Annotated in this window: 18 protein-coding genes and 2 riboswitches; of the genes, 10 read left to right on the top strand and 8 right to left on the bottom strand. The window is 33.7% G+C overall.

Features of this window, described 5'->3' with window-relative positions; all coding sequences use genetic code 11:
- Positions 1-34: 34 nt before the first annotated feature.
- Positions 35-1,120, top strand: a complete 1,086-nt coding sequence (locus tag ABEY15_RS06415) for an ABC transporter permease (RefSeq protein WP_429889192.1) — start codon at positions 35-37, stop codon at positions 1,118-1,120.
- Complete coding sequence (locus tag ABEY15_RS06410) at positions 1,120-1,803, top strand: ABC transporter ATP-binding protein (protein WP_429889191.1); 684 nt, start codon at positions 1,120-1,122, stop codon at positions 1,801-1,803. Before ABEY15_RS06415 ends, ABEY15_RS06410 begins: the two co-directional genes overlap by 1 nt.
- Before the next feature lie 148 nt (positions 1,804-1,951).
- On the opposite strand, the gene poxB is transcribed toward ABEY15_RS06410, so the two are convergent.
- A complete protein-coding gene (gene poxB / locus ABEY15_RS06405; protein ID WP_429889189.1) occupies positions 1,952-3,688 on the bottom strand; it encodes a ubiquinone-dependent pyruvate dehydrogenase in 1,737 nt (578 codons plus the stop codon).
- Between the two features lie 247 nt (positions 3,689-3,935).
- Here poxB and ABEY15_RS06400 point away from each other — a divergent pair, with 247 nt between their 5' ends.
- Both ABEY15_RS06400 and ABEY15_RS06395 read left to right on the top strand, forming a co-directional pair.
- Positions 3,936-4,358: a MerR family transcriptional regulator gene (locus tag ABEY15_RS06400; protein WP_429889187.1), complete on the top strand. Its 423-nt coding sequence runs from the start codon at positions 3,936-3,938 to the stop codon at positions 4,356-4,358.
- Positions 4,345-6,009, top strand: coding sequence for an acyl-CoA dehydrogenase family protein (locus tag ABEY15_RS06395; RefSeq protein ID WP_429889185.1), 1,665 nt, complete (start codon positions 4,345-4,347; stop codon positions 6,007-6,009). The genes ABEY15_RS06400 and ABEY15_RS06395 overlap by 14 nt, the downstream gene beginning before the upstream one ends.
- Positions 6,010-6,245: 236 nt before the next feature.
- On the opposite strand, the gene ABEY15_RS06390 is transcribed toward ABEY15_RS06395, so the two are convergent.
- Entirely contained in the window at positions 6,246-6,977 is a 732-nt protein-coding gene (locus ABEY15_RS06390; protein WP_429889184.1) for an IclR family transcriptional regulator, read from the bottom strand.
- A 796-nt stretch (positions 6,978-7,773) separates the two neighbouring features.
- Here ABEY15_RS06390 and ABEY15_RS06385 point away from each other — a divergent pair.
- Together ABEY15_RS06385 and ABEY15_RS06380 are read left to right on the top strand one after the other, a co-directional pair.
- Positions 7,774-8,988: an MFS transporter gene (locus ABEY15_RS06385; RefSeq protein ID WP_429889182.1), complete on the top strand. Its 1,215-nt coding sequence runs from the start codon at positions 7,774-7,776 to the stop codon at positions 8,986-8,988.
- Between the two features lie 170 nt (positions 8,989-9,158).
- Entirely contained in the window at positions 9,159-10,370 is a 1,212-nt protein-coding gene (locus ABEY15_RS06380) for an acyl-CoA dehydrogenase family protein (RefSeq protein WP_429889266.1), read from the top strand.
- A 130-nt stretch (positions 10,371-10,500) separates the two neighbouring features.
- On the opposite strand, the gene ABEY15_RS06375 is transcribed toward ABEY15_RS06380, so the two are convergent.
- Positions 10,501-11,058, bottom strand: a complete 558-nt coding sequence (locus ABEY15_RS06375; RefSeq protein WP_429889180.1) for a hypothetical protein — start codon at positions 11,056-11,058, stop codon at positions 10,501-10,503.
- 116 nt (positions 11,059-11,174) lie between these two features.
- Here ABEY15_RS06375 and ABEY15_RS06370 point away from each other — a divergent pair, with 116 nt between their 5' ends.
- The 4 genes from ABEY15_RS06370 (at position 11,175) to ABEY15_RS06355 (ending at position 14,985) form a co-directional block, all read left to right on the top strand.
- On the top strand, positions 11,175-11,474 hold the full coding sequence (locus tag ABEY15_RS06370; protein ID WP_025671826.1) for a metal-sensing transcriptional repressor: 300 nt from the start codon (positions 11,175-11,177) through the stop codon (positions 11,472-11,474).
- Between the two features lie 14 nt (positions 11,475-11,488).
- On the top strand, positions 11,489-13,882 hold the full coding sequence (locus ABEY15_RS06365) for a heavy metal translocating P-type ATPase (protein ID WP_429889178.1): 2,394 nt from the start codon (positions 11,489-11,491) through the stop codon (positions 13,880-13,882).
- Between the two features lie 12 nt (positions 13,883-13,894).
- Positions 13,895-14,095 (top strand): cation transporter, encoded by a 201-nt coding sequence (locus tag ABEY15_RS06360; RefSeq protein WP_088014159.1) that lies wholly within the window; start codon positions 13,895-13,897, stop codon positions 14,093-14,095.
- An 83-nt stretch (positions 14,096-14,178) separates the two neighbouring features.
- Entirely contained in the window at positions 14,179-14,985 is an 807-nt protein-coding gene (locus ABEY15_RS06355; RefSeq protein ID WP_429889177.1) for a hypothetical protein, read from the top strand.
- Between the two features lie 241 nt (positions 14,986-15,226).
- Here the strand turns inward: ABEY15_RS06355 and ABEY15_RS06350 are convergent, their stop codons facing one another.
- From ABEY15_RS06350 to ABEY15_RS06330, 5 genes are read right to left on the bottom strand one after another with little or no spacing between them, the layout of a single operon-like run.
- Entirely contained in the window at positions 15,227-16,234 is a 1,008-nt protein-coding gene (locus ABEY15_RS06350) for a ThiF family adenylyltransferase (protein ID WP_429889176.1), read from the bottom strand.
- Positions 16,231-16,998 carry a thiazole synthase gene (locus ABEY15_RS06345; protein ID WP_429889174.1) on the bottom strand — a complete coding sequence of 256 codons (768 nt, stop codon included), beginning with the start codon at positions 16,996-16,998 and terminating at the stop codon, positions 16,231-16,233. The genes ABEY15_RS06350 and ABEY15_RS06345 overlap by 4 nt, the downstream gene beginning before the upstream one ends.
- Before the next feature lie 2 nt (positions 16,999-17,000).
- Positions 17,001-17,204 (bottom strand): sulfur carrier protein ThiS, encoded by a 204-nt coding sequence (gene thiS, locus ABEY15_RS06340; protein ID WP_429889172.1) that lies wholly within the window; start codon positions 17,202-17,204, stop codon positions 17,001-17,003.
- A 26-nt stretch (positions 17,205-17,230) separates the two neighbouring features.
- Complete coding sequence (gene thiO, locus ABEY15_RS06335; RefSeq protein ID WP_429889171.1) at positions 17,231-18,322, bottom strand: glycine oxidase ThiO; 1,092 nt, start codon at positions 18,320-18,322, stop codon at positions 17,231-17,233.
- Positions 18,306-18,920, bottom strand: a complete 615-nt coding sequence (locus ABEY15_RS06330) for a thiamine phosphate synthase (RefSeq protein WP_429889169.1) — start codon at positions 18,918-18,920, stop codon at positions 18,306-18,308. Before ABEY15_RS06330 ends, thiO begins: the two co-directional genes overlap by 17 nt.
- A gap of 88 nt (positions 18,921-19,008) precedes the next feature.
- Positions 19,009-19,118: riboswitch (TPP riboswitch) on the bottom strand.
- A 234-nt stretch (positions 19,119-19,352) separates the two neighbouring features.
- Positions 19,353-19,467: riboswitch (TPP riboswitch) on the top strand.
- Positions 19,468-19,569 lie beyond the last annotated feature (102 nt).

Below are 19,569 nucleotides of genomic sequence, written 5' to 3'. Positions count from 1 at the left end.
TAAAATTTAGTATGTTAAAGGAGATGAATGACAGGTGTTTCTTGCATTAAGGGAATTTAAACACGCAAAATTACGATTTTTATTAATAAGTCTAATCATGATCCTTATATCATTCCTAGTATTATTCGTTTCAGGATTAGCGAAAGGATTATCTTTTGATAATGCTTCTTCTATTGATAGCATGGCCTCAAATTATTTTGTTTTACAAAAGGAATCGGGTAAACAAATTAATCATTCAATGTTAACGGAAAATCAAATAAATGAAGTTCAGAAATTTGTTACTGACAAGAATTCCGCTACTTTAGGAGTTCAAATGACTACGTTTCTAAAGGATGGAACATCTAAAAAAATTGATGCTACCTTATTTGGAATTGATGTGAATGGTTTAGCGTCTCCAAAGGTAATTGAAGGAGAAATGATTAATAATTCAACAAAGAATGAAGTTGTAGGAGATATTTCTTTAAAAGAAAAAGGAATCAAGCTTGGGGACAATATTTCAGATCAAATCTCGGGTAAAGAATTTAAAGTTGTTGGATTTACCGAGAATCAATCATATAGTCACGCACCGGTTATCCATATGAATTACAAAGAGTGGTCGATGGTGAATAGTAAGAATTCATTTAATGCAATTGCGTTAAAAACAAACGAAAGTACGGCAAAAAAGGTAAGTGAAAAAGTCTCAGGAGTAGAAGTAATTAATAAAAATCAGGCATTAAAAGGCATACCTGGTTATAAAGAAGAACAGGGTTCTTTATTAATGATGATTGTATTTCTATTCTTTATCGGAGCATTTGTGTTAGCAGTCTTTTTCTATATCATTACGATACAAAAAATCAATCAATTTGGCGTGCTAAAAGCAATTGGTTCAAAAACTAGTTATTTAGCTAAGAATATTATTTTTCAAGTTTTAACACTTACACTATTAAGTCTAATGATAAGTATTTCAATCACATTTGGATTATCTAAAGTATTACCTGCTAGCTTACCTTTTGTATTTGATGCTCAGTTAATCATCGGAAGTTCATTATTATTCCTATTTGTAGCAATAGTCGGCTCGTTAATATCTTTATTAAAAGTAGTAAAAATTGATGCGATTGAAGCAATAGGGAGGGCTTTTTAATGAGTAATAAACTAGTACTAGATAATATTAGCAAAACATACAATGACGGAGATTCTTTAGCAACAACGGTATTAGATCAAGTTTCTATGCAAGTAAAAGCTGGTGAACTAGTGGCAGTTGTAGGACCGTCTGGTTCAGGTAAAAGTACCTTCCTTTCAATAGCAGGAGCATTACTATCTCCGACTAGTGGGAGAATTTTAATAGATGATATTGAAATAAGTAAACTCCCAGCAAATAAACTGAATGAATTTAGATTATCTAAAATCGGATTCATTTTTCAAATGTCTAATTTAATCCCGTATTTAACAGTTAAAGATCAGCTTCTATTAATAGCTGAATTAGCTGGAATAAAAAACAAAGTTGCAGAGAAGAAAGCTAACGAATTACTTGAACAATTAGGATTATCAAAGAGGATGGGAAACTATCCAGAAAATTTATCAGGAGGAGAGAGACAACGAGTAGCCATTGCACGAGCACTAATGAATGATCCAGAAGTGATCTTTGCGGATGAACCTACAGCTAGTCTCGATTCTGAAAGAGGAAGATCAGTAGTTGAAATGCTATCTAAAGAAGTAAAGCAAAGACAAAAAGCTGCGATAATGGTCACTCATGATAAAAGGATGCTAGACTTGTGTGACCGTGTTGTTTATATTGAAAATGGAAAACTTACTGAACAAATTTAAAGATGAGCCCGTTTTAAATGAACGGGTTTTTTTTTTTTGTTTGAGCAACGTGCTAAATTAGATACTTTTGAAGCTGTTATGAGTATGGAATATTGGCTACCAATTTTCTAAATAAACAAAAACCCGTTCAAATCGAACGGGTTCATTTTTATAGATGGAATCGATCCAAAAGATTCGATTTAGCAAGATCAATTACATCACTTGCATGGCCATTTAATACAGCTTTTAATGTCCATAGTGTAAATCCATGCGCCTGTTCAATGCTTACTTTAGGAGGCATTGCTAGTTCTTGACGGTTTACTAAAACATCGATTAATGCCGGTCCATTGTGTTCAAACGCACGTTGTACAGCGGATTCTAAATCAGCAGGGTCTTCTACACGAATTCCTTCAATCCCCATCGCTTGAGCTAATGATGCAAAGTTAGGGTTTTCTAAAGTTGTACCAGTTTCTAGGTAACCAGCAGCTTTCATTTCTAATTCTACGAAACTTAGTGCACTATTATTAAAAACAACTATTTTTACAGGTAATTTATGCTGATGTATTGTTAATAAATCACCCATTAACATTGATAATCCACCATCTCCGCACATTGCGACAACTTGGCGATCTGGTTTTGAAACTTGAGCACCAATTGCTTGAGGCATGGCATTAGCCATAGTTCCGTGATTAAATGATCCAAGTAATCTTCTTTTTCCATTCATTTGTAAATATCTTGCAGACCATAATGTTGGCGTACCGACGTCACATGTAAATATAGCATCTTCACTTGCAAGATCACTTACAATCTTAGTTAAATACTGAGGGTGGATTGGCGTGCGTCCTGGTTTTCCTACAGCAAATTTATCTAAATCTTCACGTACATTTTTGTATGCTGAAACATACTTTTCTAGATGGCTTGAGTCTTTTACATCTGTTAAGAGAGGTAATAACTGACTAATTGTCTCTTTAACATCTCCACATAGTCCATAAGTAAGTGCAGCTCGTCGACCTAAATGTTCAGCTCGAATATCTACTTGCAAAATAACTGCATCGTCCGGATAAAATTGTCGATAAGGGAAATCTGTTCCAAGCATCAATAAGACATCGCAATCCATAATAGCGTGATATCCTGAAGAGTAGCCAATTAATCCAGTTAACCCAGCATTGTATGGATTATCGTATTCAAGGAATTCTTTTCCTCGAAGCGCAATAACCATTGGAGATTTTAACTTTTCGCAAAGTAGCATTAAATGAGAATGAGCACCTTCACAGCCTGCTCCGCAAAGTAATGTAACTTTTTTACCATCATTAAGAAATCCAGCCAGTTTTTCCAATTCAGGTTTTGATGGACAAATCAAAGGGTTAGTAACATGAATTACTTGTTCTGGAACAGTTTGATGATCTTCTAAAGCAGCTATGTCTCCAGGTAAAACAAGTACAGATACACCTTTTCTTGCGATTGCATGCTGCATTGCAATTGTTGCTAGACGTGGCATTTGTTCTGCTCTATACACTGTTTCACAAAAGTGACTGCATTCTTTAAATAATTGTTCAGGTTTAGTTTGTTGAAAATATTCACTTCCAATTTCAATACTTGGAATATGTGCAGCAATCGCAAGAACAGGAATACGACTTCGATGACAATCGTATAATCCGTTAATTAAATGAAGATTACCTGGACCACTGCTTCCCGCACAAACTGCGATACTTCCACTCATTAGAGCATCTGAACCTGCAGCAAAAGCCGCAACCTCTTCATGGCGAACGCCGATCCATTCAATTCTTTTTGAGTTTTTAATTGAATCCAAAACAGCATTTAAAGAATCTCCAACAATACCATAAATTCTAGTAACTCCAGCCTGAATCAATGAATCAATTAGTAAATCTGCAATTGTTTTCCTCATTGTAATCTCCTTCTAGTTCACCATGATGGAACTAATTCAATTTATTAAACCTTAGGCTACAGATAATTTTATGTTTTGCAGAACTTTAAAACGTTATACCAAAAAAAGGCAGGAAAAGTAGGAGGTATTAAGAATAAATACTTTAAAAAGTCTATTATCCTCGAATTTTTTGTCGAAGGAATCCATCTTGAAACTTACGTTTACGTAAGATTTATAATAAATCTATAGCTAGAAGGAGGAGGGCATTTTGAAGTTTTATTCGATTCGAGAGATGACGAATGAATTTAATACGACTCATAGAACCCTTAGATATTATGAAGAAATCGGATTATTAATGCCTACCTATACTGAAAGTGGTAGAAGAAGGTACTCTCAAAAAGATTGTACACGTCTTTATTTAATTCAAAGAGGTAAAAATTTAGGCTTTAATTTACAAGAAATAAAAGAAATGATTGATTTATTTATGATTGATCGAACAGGTGAAAAACAATTACAAAAAACAATTGAATATGGGAATCAGAAGATTATAGAGTTAGATAAAAAAATAAACGATTTAATCCAATTAAAAGAAGAAATTATGAGAATGAAGAGTAATCTTGAGCGAAATTTATTTGAATTGGGAAGAAATACTTCCGAAAAAGGATGTGGAAGGCTTAATGAATTTTTATAAAGAAGATCTTAATCTACAGATGATTTTAAGAAAATATTTTAATGAAGATTTTTTTACATGGGCTAATAAAGAATTAAAAGAATTTGGAGAGCTTTGTGCGAATGAAATCGATCAACGTGCAATTCACACAGACAGAGAAGGCCAACCACGTTTAATCAAATATGATGCATATGGTAATGACATTTCACATGTTTGGGTAAATGAAGGTTATAAACAAACTGTAAAAGATACTTATAATAGAGGGATTGTTAGCTATGTCCATAAGCCAATTCCAGAACTTGGTATAAAGGGGAATTATATTTATTCCTATGCGCAAGGTTATTTATTATCACAGACTGAAGCTGGTTTTTATTGTCCAGTAACATTATCAATGGCTGCTACGTTTTTAGTTGAGAGATATGCAGATGAAGCATTAAAAGAAAAATATCTTCCTCATTTATTATCGACTGGGGAAACAGAATTATATGAAGGAGCGACTTTTTTAACCGAAAGACAGGGTGGTTCAGATGTTGGAGCCAATGTCGTGAAAGCAGTTAAGGAAGGAGATTACTATCGTATTTACGGAGAAAAATATTTTGCTAGCAATGTAGGTCAGTGTGGTATTACAACGATTTTAGCAAGAATTGAGGGAGCACCTCCTGGGAGTAAGGGATTAAGTTTATTTTTAGTTCCTTGGAAGAATGATGATGGTACAAATAACGGATTCACGATTCGTCGTTTAAAAGATAAGCTAGGTGTTAGAGCGGTTCCATCAGGAGAAGTTGAGTTTAATGGATCGAAAGCATTTCTAATCGGAGATCCTTCTAGAGGAATTAACTATATGATGGAAGCACTGAATCTTTCTAGAATATGTAATGCTGTAGCATCAGTTGGAATTATGAGAAGGGCCTATGTAGAAGCGAAGAAATATGCAGAAAATAGGCTAGCATTTGGACAATTACTAACAAATTTTCCGATGATCCAAGAGACATTAGCAAAACTTGCATCTATTCAAGAAGTACAAACAAGTGCAGTATTTAATTTAGTGGCCTTATATGATCGAGTAGTTGGGAAAGAAAATGGAACAACCGAGGAGCAAACACTAGTAAGACTTTTGATTGCTATTTTAAAAATGCGTACTGCTGAGGAAGCAATTCATTTCTCACATGAAGCGATTGAAATGCATGGAGGAAATGGTTATATTGAAGATTTTGTTACACCTCGACTTTTAAGAGATGCACAAGTACTTACAGTCTGGGAAGGAACAGCAAATATTTTAGGTTTAGAGATTTTGAGACTGTTTAACAAAATGAATGGATACAAAGCCTTTAAATTATTCATTGAAGAAAAATTTTTAGATATACCTCAAACATTAGTAAATGAAGGTGAAATAATAAAGAAAAAGCTGGATGAATTAAATGAAATTGTTCAATATCTGTATACTTTAGATGCTAATACGCAAACATACTATGTTAAGAAAATAGTAAATAAAATGGCTGATTTAGTTGAAGCAGTTACTGCTCTTGAAGATGCGAAAGATCATGTTCGAAAAGAGTATATTGCAAAAGTATTGATTCATGAACGATATTTTAAGGATGAAATTAATAAAGAACAAATTCATTTAAAGTATTTTGATGAAATTGTTAATTATAAAGTTTCGGTTAATAAATAATCTTAATATAAAAAAAGGAACCCCTTACTCTGCCAATTATAGCAGAATTAGGGATTCCTATTTTTTTATTTCACTTTAAGTAATTATAAGTTGGTAGCGATGATGGGTACTCGACGTAGTTGCCAATTATAGTAATAAAGTATAAGTGCAACACAGCTTTGACTTCGTCTAAACGGCCCGTCAGTCGACAAGTTTTTTTATAATACACTATTTTGGTAGTTTGGTGAAAACTTATTTTAATATAACGATTTAGATATATTTTCACTAGTTTTCAACAATAACGGTATATGTTGTTCCATTGATTTTTTATTCCAGCGAAAAAGAGGGCCTGAAATGGCTATAGCGCCAATAACCTTACCTTTTGAACCGAATACAGGAGCAGATAATGCAGCGACATTGTCTGTAAGTTCTTCTTCATTAGTTGAGTAACCAGTTTTTACGATTGTTTCTAGTTTCGCTTGAAGTATGTTTCTTTCTTCCTCGGATAGGAAACTTAATATTTGAGCTTTTATATCTTCACTTAGGAATGCTAAAATTACTCGTCCACTTGAACCAAGTTGAAGTGGTATTTTATTCCCAACACCCGCTCTTCTGCTTATTTCCTGTTTACTCTCGTGTTCTACAACACATAATCGATCCATTCCCGTTAACATATATAAGCCTACAGTTTCCCCAGTTTCGTCCCGTAACTTCATTAAATGTGGATCAATTAAAGAAATAATTGGCACATCAGAAATTACTTTATTTGCATAATCAATAAATACCGTACCGAGTGAATATTTTTTAGAATTGATATCCTGATAAACCATTCCCTCCAACTTTAAAGTGGTAAGAAGTCTATGAGTGATTGGAGGTGAAATATTAAGGTTTTCGCTGATATCTTTTATTCCTTGTGGCCCGTAATTTTCATTTAAATAGTTAATAATTTTTATTGCGCGTTGAACTGTTGACGAAATCTTTGAATTCATAAATATGTTCCCCCAAGCCAATTCCATTCCGATTTAGTTAATAAATACATTATATCATACTAATATAATTGGCCATACAGAGGTACGACGATATTAGAATTGATCGATTTTAATTACCAAAAATAAGAAGCTTATTTCAAAAAAAAATAATTGACCCTAAAGAAAATTATATTTATATTCATAATAAAGGAATTTAAATTCCGATATTATGAATTATTTATTATAGTTAGTATATTAAGAAGTGAAATAACAGATATTGCTTAATATTGGAATAGGTTTCCTAGATATGGGAAAACTTCCTTTACGATATGGAAATCAACGTCCGACTTTAATACATTATCAGAATTTTAAAACGAGATATTTTGATATTATTATTGCAATTGGAAAAGACGGACAATTTCTGCGTCTTTGTTGTGTACTAGAGGTTAGAGGTGGCTGAATTATCGATTGATGAGCAATTTGCGACAGCTAATGCTCGGATTATAAATAGGGAAATACTGATTCCTCTAATATAGAACGGTGTATAGTTAACAAAAATAGCGGATGAATGGTTTGGAATCATTTAATAATAATCCATGTGGACCAATCAATACACTTGATCGGGTTTGGGTTTAATCGATAAGAAATTGAAACTTTTAAGAATGAAAAAGTCAACTTAATATATGAGAATTTTAAATAACAGAATTCATCTTATTTCAATTAAATAATATTTTTTTTAGTGAAAAATTAAGTCCATTCCCATTTAAAAGAACTCGAAAATTAAAGTATAAGAATAGGTAAAGAAGTGGTGTTAATGATGGAGAAGAATACATCTAATCGAACATGGACTGTAGTCTTTGTTACTTGTTTTTTAGGTCTCTTGGTTGATGGTATGGACTTACAAATGCTTTCAATAACGATGCCAAGTTTGATGAAAGAGTTCAATATTGGAGCAGTGGATGCGGGACTAATTGCTACATGGTCTTTAGTAGGTATGGCAATTGGTGGAATTACAGGGGGATGGCTATCTGATCGTTTAGGCCGAGTTCGAATGGTAGCTTGGATGATGGTTCTATTCTCTGTCGGAACAGCGTTACTAGGGTTTGCTCAAACTTACCAACAATTTATTATTATTCGACTTATTTCTGCCATCGGAATTGGAGCGGAATATACAATATGTACGATGTTGATGGCAGAATACGTACCTACAAAAAAGAGAACGACAATTCTAGGATCCTTACAAGCGGCTTATTCAGTAGGATATTTAGTCTCAGCATTATTAGCTGGCTCCATTTTACCTCAATACGGATGGAGACCACTTTACTTTATTGCGATTATACCTGTGGTATTGGCCTTTTACATTGGATTTAGGATTCCAGAGCCTAAAGGATGGACAGATAAAATACAAAAATGTCAAGAATCAAAGAAAAATGAATGGTTGGTAATCTTTAAAGAATCGAAAACAAGATCAATTTTTATATTATGGGTTTTTACTGCAAGCTTCTTGCAATTTGCTTATTACGGAGTAAGTACTTGGCTTCCTACATATATAGTAACTGATTTAGGTTTTGATTTTAAAAAGATGACAGGATACATTGTTGGAACTTATTCAGCAGCAATCTTAGGGAAAATCATTACAGGTTGGCTAGCAGATCGTTTTGGACGCCGTACAATGTTTATCATTGGAGGAGTGTCAACAGCAATTGTTTTACCAGCTATTTATTTTTATAATTCACCGACTAATATTATTGCTTTACTTACAATATTAGGGTTTTTCTATGGAATGCCTTATGCAGTTAATGCAACTTATATGAGCGAAAGTTTCCCTACTTCTATTCGTGGTACAGCGGTTGGAGGTTCCTATAACATTGGTAGAATTGGGTCAGCAATCGCACCTTATGTTATTGGCATCATTGCAGAATCTCAATCAATCGGATTCGGCTTGGCTACATTAGGAATTGCTTATATCATATCTGCACTTATTCCAGCATTGTTTATCCGAGAAAAAATGTATGATCCATTTGGAAATTAAGAAAAAACATAAATCAAAAAGAGAGCGCTAACAGTGTGCGTATTATATAAAATTAACAAGCTGAAAAGCATTTATTGAAATTGAAAACCTTATTTTATTGGTCAATAAGAGTACCTTGTAAGACGTTATATAAAAAGTAAAAACAATTTGTAAAGGAGGAATTTGAAATGATGAATTTTTCAATAACGGAAGAACAAGAATCAGTAAGAAAAGTGGTACGTAAATTTGTTGATCGCGAAATTATTCCTTCTATTCAAGAATGGGATGAAAAAGGGCATTTTGAAAGAGGAATCTTGAAACGATTAGCTGATTTAGAGTTAATGGGAGTTTGTATTCCGGAGAAATATGGTGGTGTCGGAATGGATTACAATACATTAGCGATTGTTTGTGATGAGTTAGAACGGGGTGATACTGCATTCAGGACTGCCGTATCAGTTCATACTGGCTTGAACAGCATGACTTTATTACAGTGGGGCAATGAATTTCAAAAAGAAAAGTATCTAGTACCACAAGCGCGTGGTCAAAAGATCGGTGCATTTGGTTTAACAGAACCAAATACTGATTCGGATGTTGCTGCAATGCAAACAACAGCGAGACGAGAAGGAAATAAATATGTTTTAAATGGCTATAAGACATGGATTTCGCTTTGTGATGTAGCCGATCATTTCTTAATTTTTGCAAAAACGGATAAAGATAAGAACCATCACGGCATTAGCTGTTTCATAGTTGAACGAACGTTCCTGGGATTAACTACAAAAGCAATCAAAGGAAAGCTAGGTATTCGTGCAGGGAATACTGGAGAAGTGTTCCTAGAAGAAGTTCATGTACCGGCAGAAAATTTATTAGGAGAAGAGGGTGAAGGCTTCAAAATTGCAATGTCTGCTTTAGATAATGGTAGGTATACTGTAGCAGCAGGTGCTTGTGGATTAATTAATGCATGCTTAGAAGAAAGTATTAAATATTGTCATGAACGTAAAACACTTGGAAAAGAAATAGAAAAACATCAATTAGTACAGCAATTGATTGCCAAGATGTCTGCAAATCTAGAAATCTCTCGTCAAATAGTCTATCGAGCAGGTTCGTTAAAAAATGAAGGGAAACGAAATACTCATGAAACTTCGCTTGCAAGATGGTTTGCATGTGATGCTGCGTTTGAAGCAGCGAATGATGCTATTCAAATTCACGGTGTTTACGAATATTCGAACGAGTATCCAGTAGAAAGATTTCTAAGAAATGTAAAAGCTCCTGACATATATGAGGCTACAAGAGAAATTCACATAATTACGCAAGCTGAAAATGCTTTAGGTGATCGTGAAGATAAACCACATAGTAAAATGCTTCCATCATGGCCATTTGTCGAGAGCTTAGAAACTAGTAAATAAATAATATATTTGTATTTTAAGATTTTTAAAAAGAACAGACTTGAAAAAGAAATCATCAATGTCTGTTCTTTTTTTGTTGTCCTCTATGTTAATTATTTTCTACTTAATAATAGCACTAAAGTTGAATAAATCAGCCTTTTAAAAATTTATGGGGATTTTGATCGTAGTTTGAAAAAACAGTAGTTTCAAAATGAGTAAAAGAATAAAACACCGTTAAGATTAGTAGCAGGCTAGAAATAATAATTACTGGAAAGAATGATGATAGTAGTTTTGGGAATCGCTGACTTAGAAACATTGTAGAACAAAATATAGTTGAACAAGTTAATAATAATAAACAAATTAATAATAAAGCATGTGCTTCTGAAATTGAAATCATAACGACGATCATGCTCCCCATCATACCGGCCATCATTCCAGTAAAAATCCCCTCAAGTAGTGCAAGGAAATGTAATCGAAAGCCGATACATAATCCGATTAATGCAGGTAAACCCATCGAAATGAGTAAGGAATGGAAAAATTGTTGGTGATTTGAAAGTGTAATGAGTACACCTATTGTTAAACCAGTAGTCATACTGATCATCATCATATACATCATTTGATGCATCTGGTCATTTTTTGTTGGTTTGAGGTGGATCGAAATGATTGTTATTAAGAGCATTATGCTAATACATACCCAACTGGTGAACATATATGATACCCCCTAACTATTCGCTTTTTATCATCATATGGACAACTTAAAATAAATAGAATAAAAAATTGACACCTATACCCCCTATGAGTATATAATAATGTTGAGGTGATAAAATGGAAAATTGCCATGATGATCAAATGGTTCCAAGAAGTGAAGACGAAATTAATGATTTAATGAAGCGTCTTCGTAGAATAGAGGGGCAAGTAAGAGGTATTCAAAAAATGGTCGAAGAGGACCGATATTGTATAGATATTTTGACGCAAATTATGGCAGTTGAAGCTGCTATGAAAAAAGTAAGTTTCTCATTAATTGAAAGACATGCGAATCATTGTATGGTTAAGGCAGTTAAAGAAAACAATGGCGAAGAATCGGTTAACGAATTAATGGAGGTTATTAAGCGTTACGTAAAGTAAAGGGGGGGATTAGAATGAATGATGCAAAGCAGTTAACCCTCGGTATAGAGGGTATGACCTGCGCCGCATGTGCAACCCGAATCGAAAAAAGCTTAAATCGAATGGATGGCTTAAATGCGAATGTGAATCTTGCATTAGAAAAAGCTACTATTATATATGATAAAGGGCAATATCAAACTTCAGATTTAATAGAAAAAATCCATTCGATTGGTTATGAGGTTGCAGTTGAAAAAATTACGTTAAATATTGAAGGAATGACATGTGCTGCTTGTTCAGCTCGAATTGAAAAAGTAATAGGGAAAATGGATGGAGTTGTTCAAATTAATGTGAATCTAGCTATGAATATAGCAACGATTTCTTATTTACCTGAAGTACGCTCAGTCCAATCCATAATAGATAAAATTAGTCACATCGGTTACGTTGCAGCTATAAAAGACGAAAATGTAGTGAAAGAAAAAGACACAACAAGAAACAAACGGATTCAATTAATCGTTTCAATCTTACTTTCACTTCCACTATTGTATTCGATGGTATCTCATCTTCCATTTAGTACAAATATTTGGATGCCACATTTATTAATGAATCCATGGTTTCAATTATTGTTTGCAACTCCTGTTCAATTTATTATAGGTTGGCATTTTTATGTAGGAGCTTTTAAAGCAATACGAAATTACAGTGCGAATATGGATGTGCTTGTTGTACTTGGAACATCGGCTGCTTATTTTTATAGCTTAGTTGAGTCAATTAGGACAATTAATAATGATATGTATATGCCGCATCTATATTTTGAGACAAGTGCGGTTTTAATCACATTAGTTTTGCTTGGAAAATATTTTGAGCATATAGCTAAAGGGAAAACGACTGAAGCAATTTCAAAATTAATGGAATTACAAGCTAAGGAAGCAATTGTTTTAGAAAATGGAAATGAAGTTTATGTACCATTGGAAGCAGTAAAAGTTGGAGAACTACTACTTGTTAAACCAGGTGAGAAAATTCCAGTGGATGGTGTTATTGTTTCGGGAGTATCTACAGTTGATGAATCAATGATTACAGGTGAGTCTTTACCGGTTGATAAAAAGACCGATGATAAAGTTGTTGGGGCAACAGTTAATGGAAATGGTATTTTAACAATACGTGCTGAGAAGGTTGGTAAGGATACGGCATTAGCAAATATTGTGAAAATAGTTGAAGAAGCACAAGGTTCAAAAGCTCCAATTCAAAGATTAGCTGATCGAATTTCGAATATATTCGTTCCAATTGTAATTGGCATAGCTATATTGACATTTATCATTTGGTTTTTTGTAGTCGATCCACAAAATTTGCCTAAGTCAATTGAAGTAGCGATAGCTGTATTAGTCATAGCATGTCCTTGTGCTTTAGGACTTGCTACACCAACTTCGATTATGGTTGGAAGTGGAAAAGGTGCGGAAAATGGGATTTTATACAAAGGTGGAGAATTTTTAGAAACTACCCAAAAAATTAATACTATCATTCTTGATAAAACAGGAACTGTTACAAAAGGAAAGCCTGAAGTAACAGATATCATTAATTTAAATCATCGAGATGATTTATTGAAGCTCATTGCAAGTGTAGAGAAAATGTCAGAGCATCCTTTAGCACAAGCAATTGTTCAATACGCTGTTAAACAGGAATTGCAACTAACTGATCTTACAGAGTTTATTGCCATACCTGGACATGGGGTAGAAGCCTTAATTGAAAATAAAAAGGTATATATTGGTACTCGAAAGTTAATGAATGAAAAGAATATCGATTTTTCTCCAATTGAAGAACAATTAATCGTATTTGAATCTGCCGGGAAAACAGGAATGTTAGTAGCAATTGATGAGAAGCTTGAAGGAATAATTGCTGTAGCCGATACAATTAAAGAATCTTCAAGAAATGCGATAAACGCATTAAAGGATTTAAAAATAGAAGTTTTTATGGTAACCGGTGATAATAAACACACAGCAAAAGCGATTGCTGATCAAGTTGGGATTGAAAATGTATTTGCTGAAGTTCTACCAGAGAAAAAAGCAGATATAGTAGCTGAACTACAAAAACAAGGTAAAATTGTTGCGATGGTTGGAGATGGGATTAATGATGCTCCAGCTCTTGCTAAAGCTGATATTGGTATGGCAATTGGTACTGGTGCAGATGTAGCGATTGAAACAGCGGATGTTACGCTAGTAGGTGGCGACTTATCACATATTCCGAAAGCTATTAGCTTAAGTAAGAAAACAATGAATAACATTCGCCAAAATTTATTTTGGGCGTTATTTTATAACAGTTTAGGTATACCGATTGCAGCTTTAGGGTTATTGGAGCCTTGGATTGCAGGTGCTGCAATGGCATTTAGCTCCGTATCGGTTGTCATAAATGCATTACGATTAAAACGCATAAAAATTTAGGAGGATTTAGTAATGGAAACAATTTTAAAAGTAGAAGGCATGACATGTGGACACTGCAAAGCTGCAGTTATGAAAGCGGTAGAAGGAGTGTCTGGTACAAATAATATAATCGTAAGTTTGGAAAATAAAGAAGTAACATTCAATACTTCAAACGCTGAAACAATTGAGAAAGTGAAAGAGGCTATTGAAGATCAAGGTTACGATATCGTTTAATCAAAGTGTTATCGAACTAATAAAAGGCGAACTATGGGTTCGCTTTTTATTTGGGAAAAATACTATACTGGGGAGAGAATTAGATGAAATACTTATTGTTGATACTTAGTTTTTTTACTGTTTTAGGTTTAAGTGGTTGTGAAAGTAAGTCACACGTAGGATCAACTCATCAAAATATGAATCATGAAACAAAAGAAAAAAAAGATACTACTCAAGTGAAATTTTCATTTAATGGTATTCCAGAGAGTGATAATAAAGTAGATTTAAACATCCAGGTTAATAGTTTAAAAGGTAAACCAGTTGATCAGTTTGAACTCGAACATGAAAAATTAATGCACTTGATCATTGTAAGTAAGGATTTATCTTTTTTTGACCATTTGCATCCACAATATAAGGGTAAAGGATTATTTACAGTCATACCGAACTTTCCAAATGGCGGTGAGTATAAGTTATTTGCAGATTTTATACCTAAGGGCTCTGATAAAAATGTAAAATCCAATTTAGTAAAGGTATCGGGACAACCAGCAGGACCAGTTTCACTAATACCAGATAAAGTATTGACAAAAGTAATTGATGGAAAAGAAGTTACTTTAAAATTTGATAAATTAACAACAGATAATGAAGTTAAAATGACATATACGATCAAAGATGCTAAAACCAAAAAAGATATTAATGATTTACAGCCTTATTTAGGTGCAGTTGGTCATGTTGTTGCGATTAGTGGCGACACTAATACATATTTACATGTGCATCCTATGAATGAAAAATCAAGCGGACCTGTTGCGGAATTCATGACGAGTTTTCCAAAAAAGGGATTGTATAAAATATGGGGACAGTTTAAGCAAAATGGAAAGGTGTTTATCGTACCATTTATAGTAGACGTACCATAATTTAAACAGAAAAAAGCAGGAAACTTTTAAAGTCTTCCTGCTTTTTTGTATTTAATAGTTTTATAAAATATTCGGCTTAATATCTGCTGGATGACTATTGTTTTTTTAAAACCATCAGTCTTGCTAGTATCGTTATGTGACAAGTATTTAGTTTGAGTCTAATTAATTTATATAGATTGTTATAATTAGCCCTTTCAAAGACTAGTAAATTATTAGTCTTTGAAAGGGTATTTTTACTATTTTAACCAAAAACTTTGCGAAAGAGTTCCTTAGCAACAGACGGTTCTTTTGTACCGTGAATGATCGCTCGACCGTCTTTAAATAAAACAATGCGATGATCTTCATAAGTACATGACAATAAATAAGGATTTATAATCAAATCATTTACTAACCCTTGTAATCTTTCAGAAAGGTTAGTTAGTGTTGGGATTTTAGGAGATGATACTCTTAGTTGGACTGCATCTCTTCCACATAAAACATATGACTTCATATGGTCATCATCTTTTAAAAATGGATAACTTCTTATAGGACCACATGTTGGACAATTTTTATTTTTTAATTTTTCGATGTTTATATCAGACTTTTCATGCTTCCATACATCAATCGATTGTAAGATTGGTAAAAGTTCATAGTTAGTCAGATATTGCATGGCATAGGTTACTTGGTAGGCAGCAATCATTTGCACAATTGGACTGATTACTCCTACTGTATCGCAAGTCATATTTAAAGTTGGTATATGATTTAATAAACAGTTAAGACAAGGAGTTTTTCCTGGAATAATTGGAAACGAAAGACCATAACTCCCAACACACGCACCAAAAATAAAGGGAATCCCATGCTTAATTGCTGCATCATTCACTACCATTCTAGTTTCAAAATTATCTGTTGCATCTAGTATGATTGTTTGACCTTTAATCATCTCTTCAATATTAAGACTAGTAATATCTTTTATTAAACTAGTAATGGACACTTCACTATTTATTTGTTGAAGTCGATTTTTAGCTGCAATTACTTTAGGTAGTTTATTTCTAGCATCTTCTTCAGTATAAAGAGATTGCCTTTGTAAATTACTCCATTCAACGTAATCACGGTCAACAATTGTTATATTTCCAATTCCTGCTCTTACAAGCATTTCTGCTATTGATGAGCCTAGTGCACCAACACCAATAATAATGGCACTGGCTTTTTGTAAGTTTGATTGACGATCTCTTCCTAAAAATAATTCTTGCTTTGCATAACGGTTTGTCAAGAATTCACCAACCCTGTGATTGGGCTACTAGCTTCACCATAATTCTTTTCTTCAATTCTTCCTGCCTCATAACCAAGCCTTCCTGCTTCAATAGCAAGCTTCATTGCAATTGCCATTTTTACAGGATCTTTCGCATTAGAAACTGCAGTATTCAAAAGAACTCCATCAGCACCTAGCTCCATTGCAAAAGCTGCATCTTTTGGAGACCCGATTCCGGCATCTACTATTACAGGTACATTCGATTGCTCAATGATGAATTTAAGATTTAATGGATTAATAATTCCTTTTCCGGAACCGATTGGAGATGCACCTGGCATAATCGCATGTACACCAAGTTCTTCTAGTCTTCTTGCTAGCACAACATCATCGGAAGTATAAGGTAATACAATAAATCCTTCGTTTAATAACATTTCCGATGCTTTCAATGTTTCGATTGGATCAGGTAATAATGATTTATCACACCCAATTACTTCTACCTTTATCATGTCGCACAGGCCTGACGCTTTTGCCAATCTTGCAATTCTAACTGCCTCTTCAGCAGTTTTTGCACCAGCTGTATTTGGCAATAATTTATATTTCGTTAGATCTAATTGTTCAAGAAAATTTGGTTGGGATTCCTCAAAAATATTCATTCTTCTAACAGCAAAAGTTAGTATCTCGGCTTCCGATACTTCAACAGCTTCTTTCTGGACTTCAAATGAAGGGTATTTTCCTGTTCCTAATAATAATCTTGAATGAAACGTATGATTTCCTACTTTTAACATAATTAGCCACCACCTACAAAATGTATTAATTCTACAGAATCTCCGTTAGCGAGATAGGTTAACGAATACTGTTCCTTATAAATAATTTCTTTATTAACCTCGACAATAACAATTCGGTTTTCTAATTGATATTCATTAAGCAGATCCTGAATTGTACAGGTTTTGCTCGAAATATCGATATTCTTTCCGTTTAATCTTATTTCCAAATGCTTACACCTCCAGAGAGTTAAAATTAACGATTGATTTTAAATGCTTCAATCCAGTTACGATCGACTTTCCGTTTAAGGATTAAATCTCGAATTAATTTTCCAGTTGCTGGTGCAAGCAATATTCCATTTCGAAAATGGCCGGTCGCAAATAAGATTTGATCTTCTTCTGGATGAGTTCCAATAAAAGGATTATAGTCGAGAGTTCGCGGTCGTAATCCTGCCCAAAATGAATCAATTTTCATGTCTTCAATTTCGGGAAGCATTTTTTTAGCGCTTTGTATTAATGACTCAATTCCCCCTAAGCTAGGGTTCTCACTCCATTCGTTATCAATCATCGTAGCTCCGATGACAAGGCGTCCGTCATTCCTTGGAACAATATAATTTTGTTCATGGAAGAGAGTATGCTTTAATGCAACCTTTTCACTTTTGACCGAGATGCATTCACCTTTAACGGGAATAAGTTCGTGATGTAATCCAAGCTGTCCAAACAATGAATTACTCCAAACGCCACTTGCAACCACGATGGTTTTTGCTTCAAAATCGCCACTTGTTGATTTAATTAAATAATGTGAATCATTTTTTTGAATCTGAAATACATGTGTATATTCAAAAATAGATGCACCTAAAATTTGAGCACCTTTGCAAAACGCGTTACAGACAGAAACAGGCAATACATTCACGTCGTCTTCAATATAAGCTGCTCCACTTATGTTTGGATGGATGCCAGGTATCTGTTTTTTTAACTCCTCCTGGTTATACCAAAGTGCCGAAGTTTGAGTGAGTAGGGGAGTTAATTGTTTTTTTTCTAAATCTGTATAAGCTAGTTTGAAAATGCCACCTTTTTTAAGTTCAATATCAATTCCACATAATTCTTTTAATTCTTCTTGAAGGTGAAAATATGTTAATTGACTGTTTCTTGCAAAGGTAAAAAATGACTCGGAATGATCCCACTCGGAATGGGCACCAAGCATTCCGGCAGCTGCCTTAGTTGTTTTCTGTCCAACTTGTTGTCCTTCAAGAACTGCGACATTAATGTTTTCTTTCGCTAGATAATAAGCAATGGAACAACCTATTATTCCACCACCAATTACGACAACATCAAATTTCTTGTTCATAAGCAAATTTACACCTTTCAAAATATTGCAACGCAGCTTCTAGAGGATTTCGGGCAGAAAATATGCCAGACATGACAGCTATACCATCAATATCGTTCTTTTTTAGAACTTGGATATGTTCAGGTAATATTCCGCCGACCGCATAGATTGGTATAGTTAACGCTTTTTTCATTTCTGGAATTAGTTCAATTCCATTAGGTGTTAATCCATTTTTACACTCTGTTTCAAAACAATGACCGTACATAATATAGTCAGCTTTATCATTTTCTGCCTGTATTGCTTCAGTAAGTGTGTGAACTGATTTTCCGACTCGTAAATTAGGAAAATATTCTTTTACATCAACAAGTGGAAGACCATGTCCTGGCAAGTGAATATTTGATAGGTTAGAGAAAATAGCTATATCTAATCGATCATTTAAAACAATTTTTTTCATATCTACTTTGTTCATTTTTAGTAGATTTAAGAGTGATATTAGCTCGATTGCCTTTTTCGATTTTTCGCGAATATGTACATAATCAACTGCATCGATTATTTGAATTATTTTTGTAGCAAGTACTTCGACTGAGTATTGATCATCTGTAATTGCAATAAGTTCCATGTCCCAGCCTCTTTCATTATCAAAATTTTTTCAACAAAAAAACCACTTTCCTAAAAAAAAGAAAGTGGTTACATTGCACGCGAAAAAAGTATAAAATGCGCCACTTTCCTACGCAGGTACTAGCCTGTTCAGGTTTTGAGGGTTTAAAAGTAACTACTTTATTCTCAGCCCTTATCAAGGGATCCCCTAGTGATGAATATGTATGAAAATTAATCTTAGCATAGCATATAAAAAATAATATTCAATACTAAATATTTTTTACTAATCTATTTTTTTACCAGAAATTGGGCTTGAAGCATAATGATATCAAGTATTTTTGCGAGTATAAAAAAGCTTAAATTTTTTTAAATTGGCTATTTCTGTAAAAATTTAGGGAAATAAAAGCATTTACATTTTAAAAATGAGGGTTTATATTTAGGTTGAACAATTTAATAGATTGACTAGGGGTGTCCAATTAGTTGGGCTGAGAGAGAAACGCGTTTAAGTTTCTTAACCCTCAGGACCTGATCTGGTTCATACCAGCGTGGGGAAGTTAGAAATTTCTCATTAATGATTTCATAATTGTTAATGTAGTTTTACTAACATTTAGCCGGGTCTTAAAATAAGATTCCGGCTTTTTTCATGCTTTAAATGGATTGGATTTCGTCCT

The sequence above is a fragment of the Gottfriedia acidiceleris genome (genome assembly GCF_050457485.1).
Taxonomy (GTDB): Bacteria; Bacillota; Bacilli; order Bacillales; family Bacillaceae_G; genus Gottfriedia; species Gottfriedia acidiceleris_D.
The sequence above is the reverse complement of the archived record's forward strand: the minus strand, read 5'-3'. Positions and strand labels throughout refer to the sequence as shown.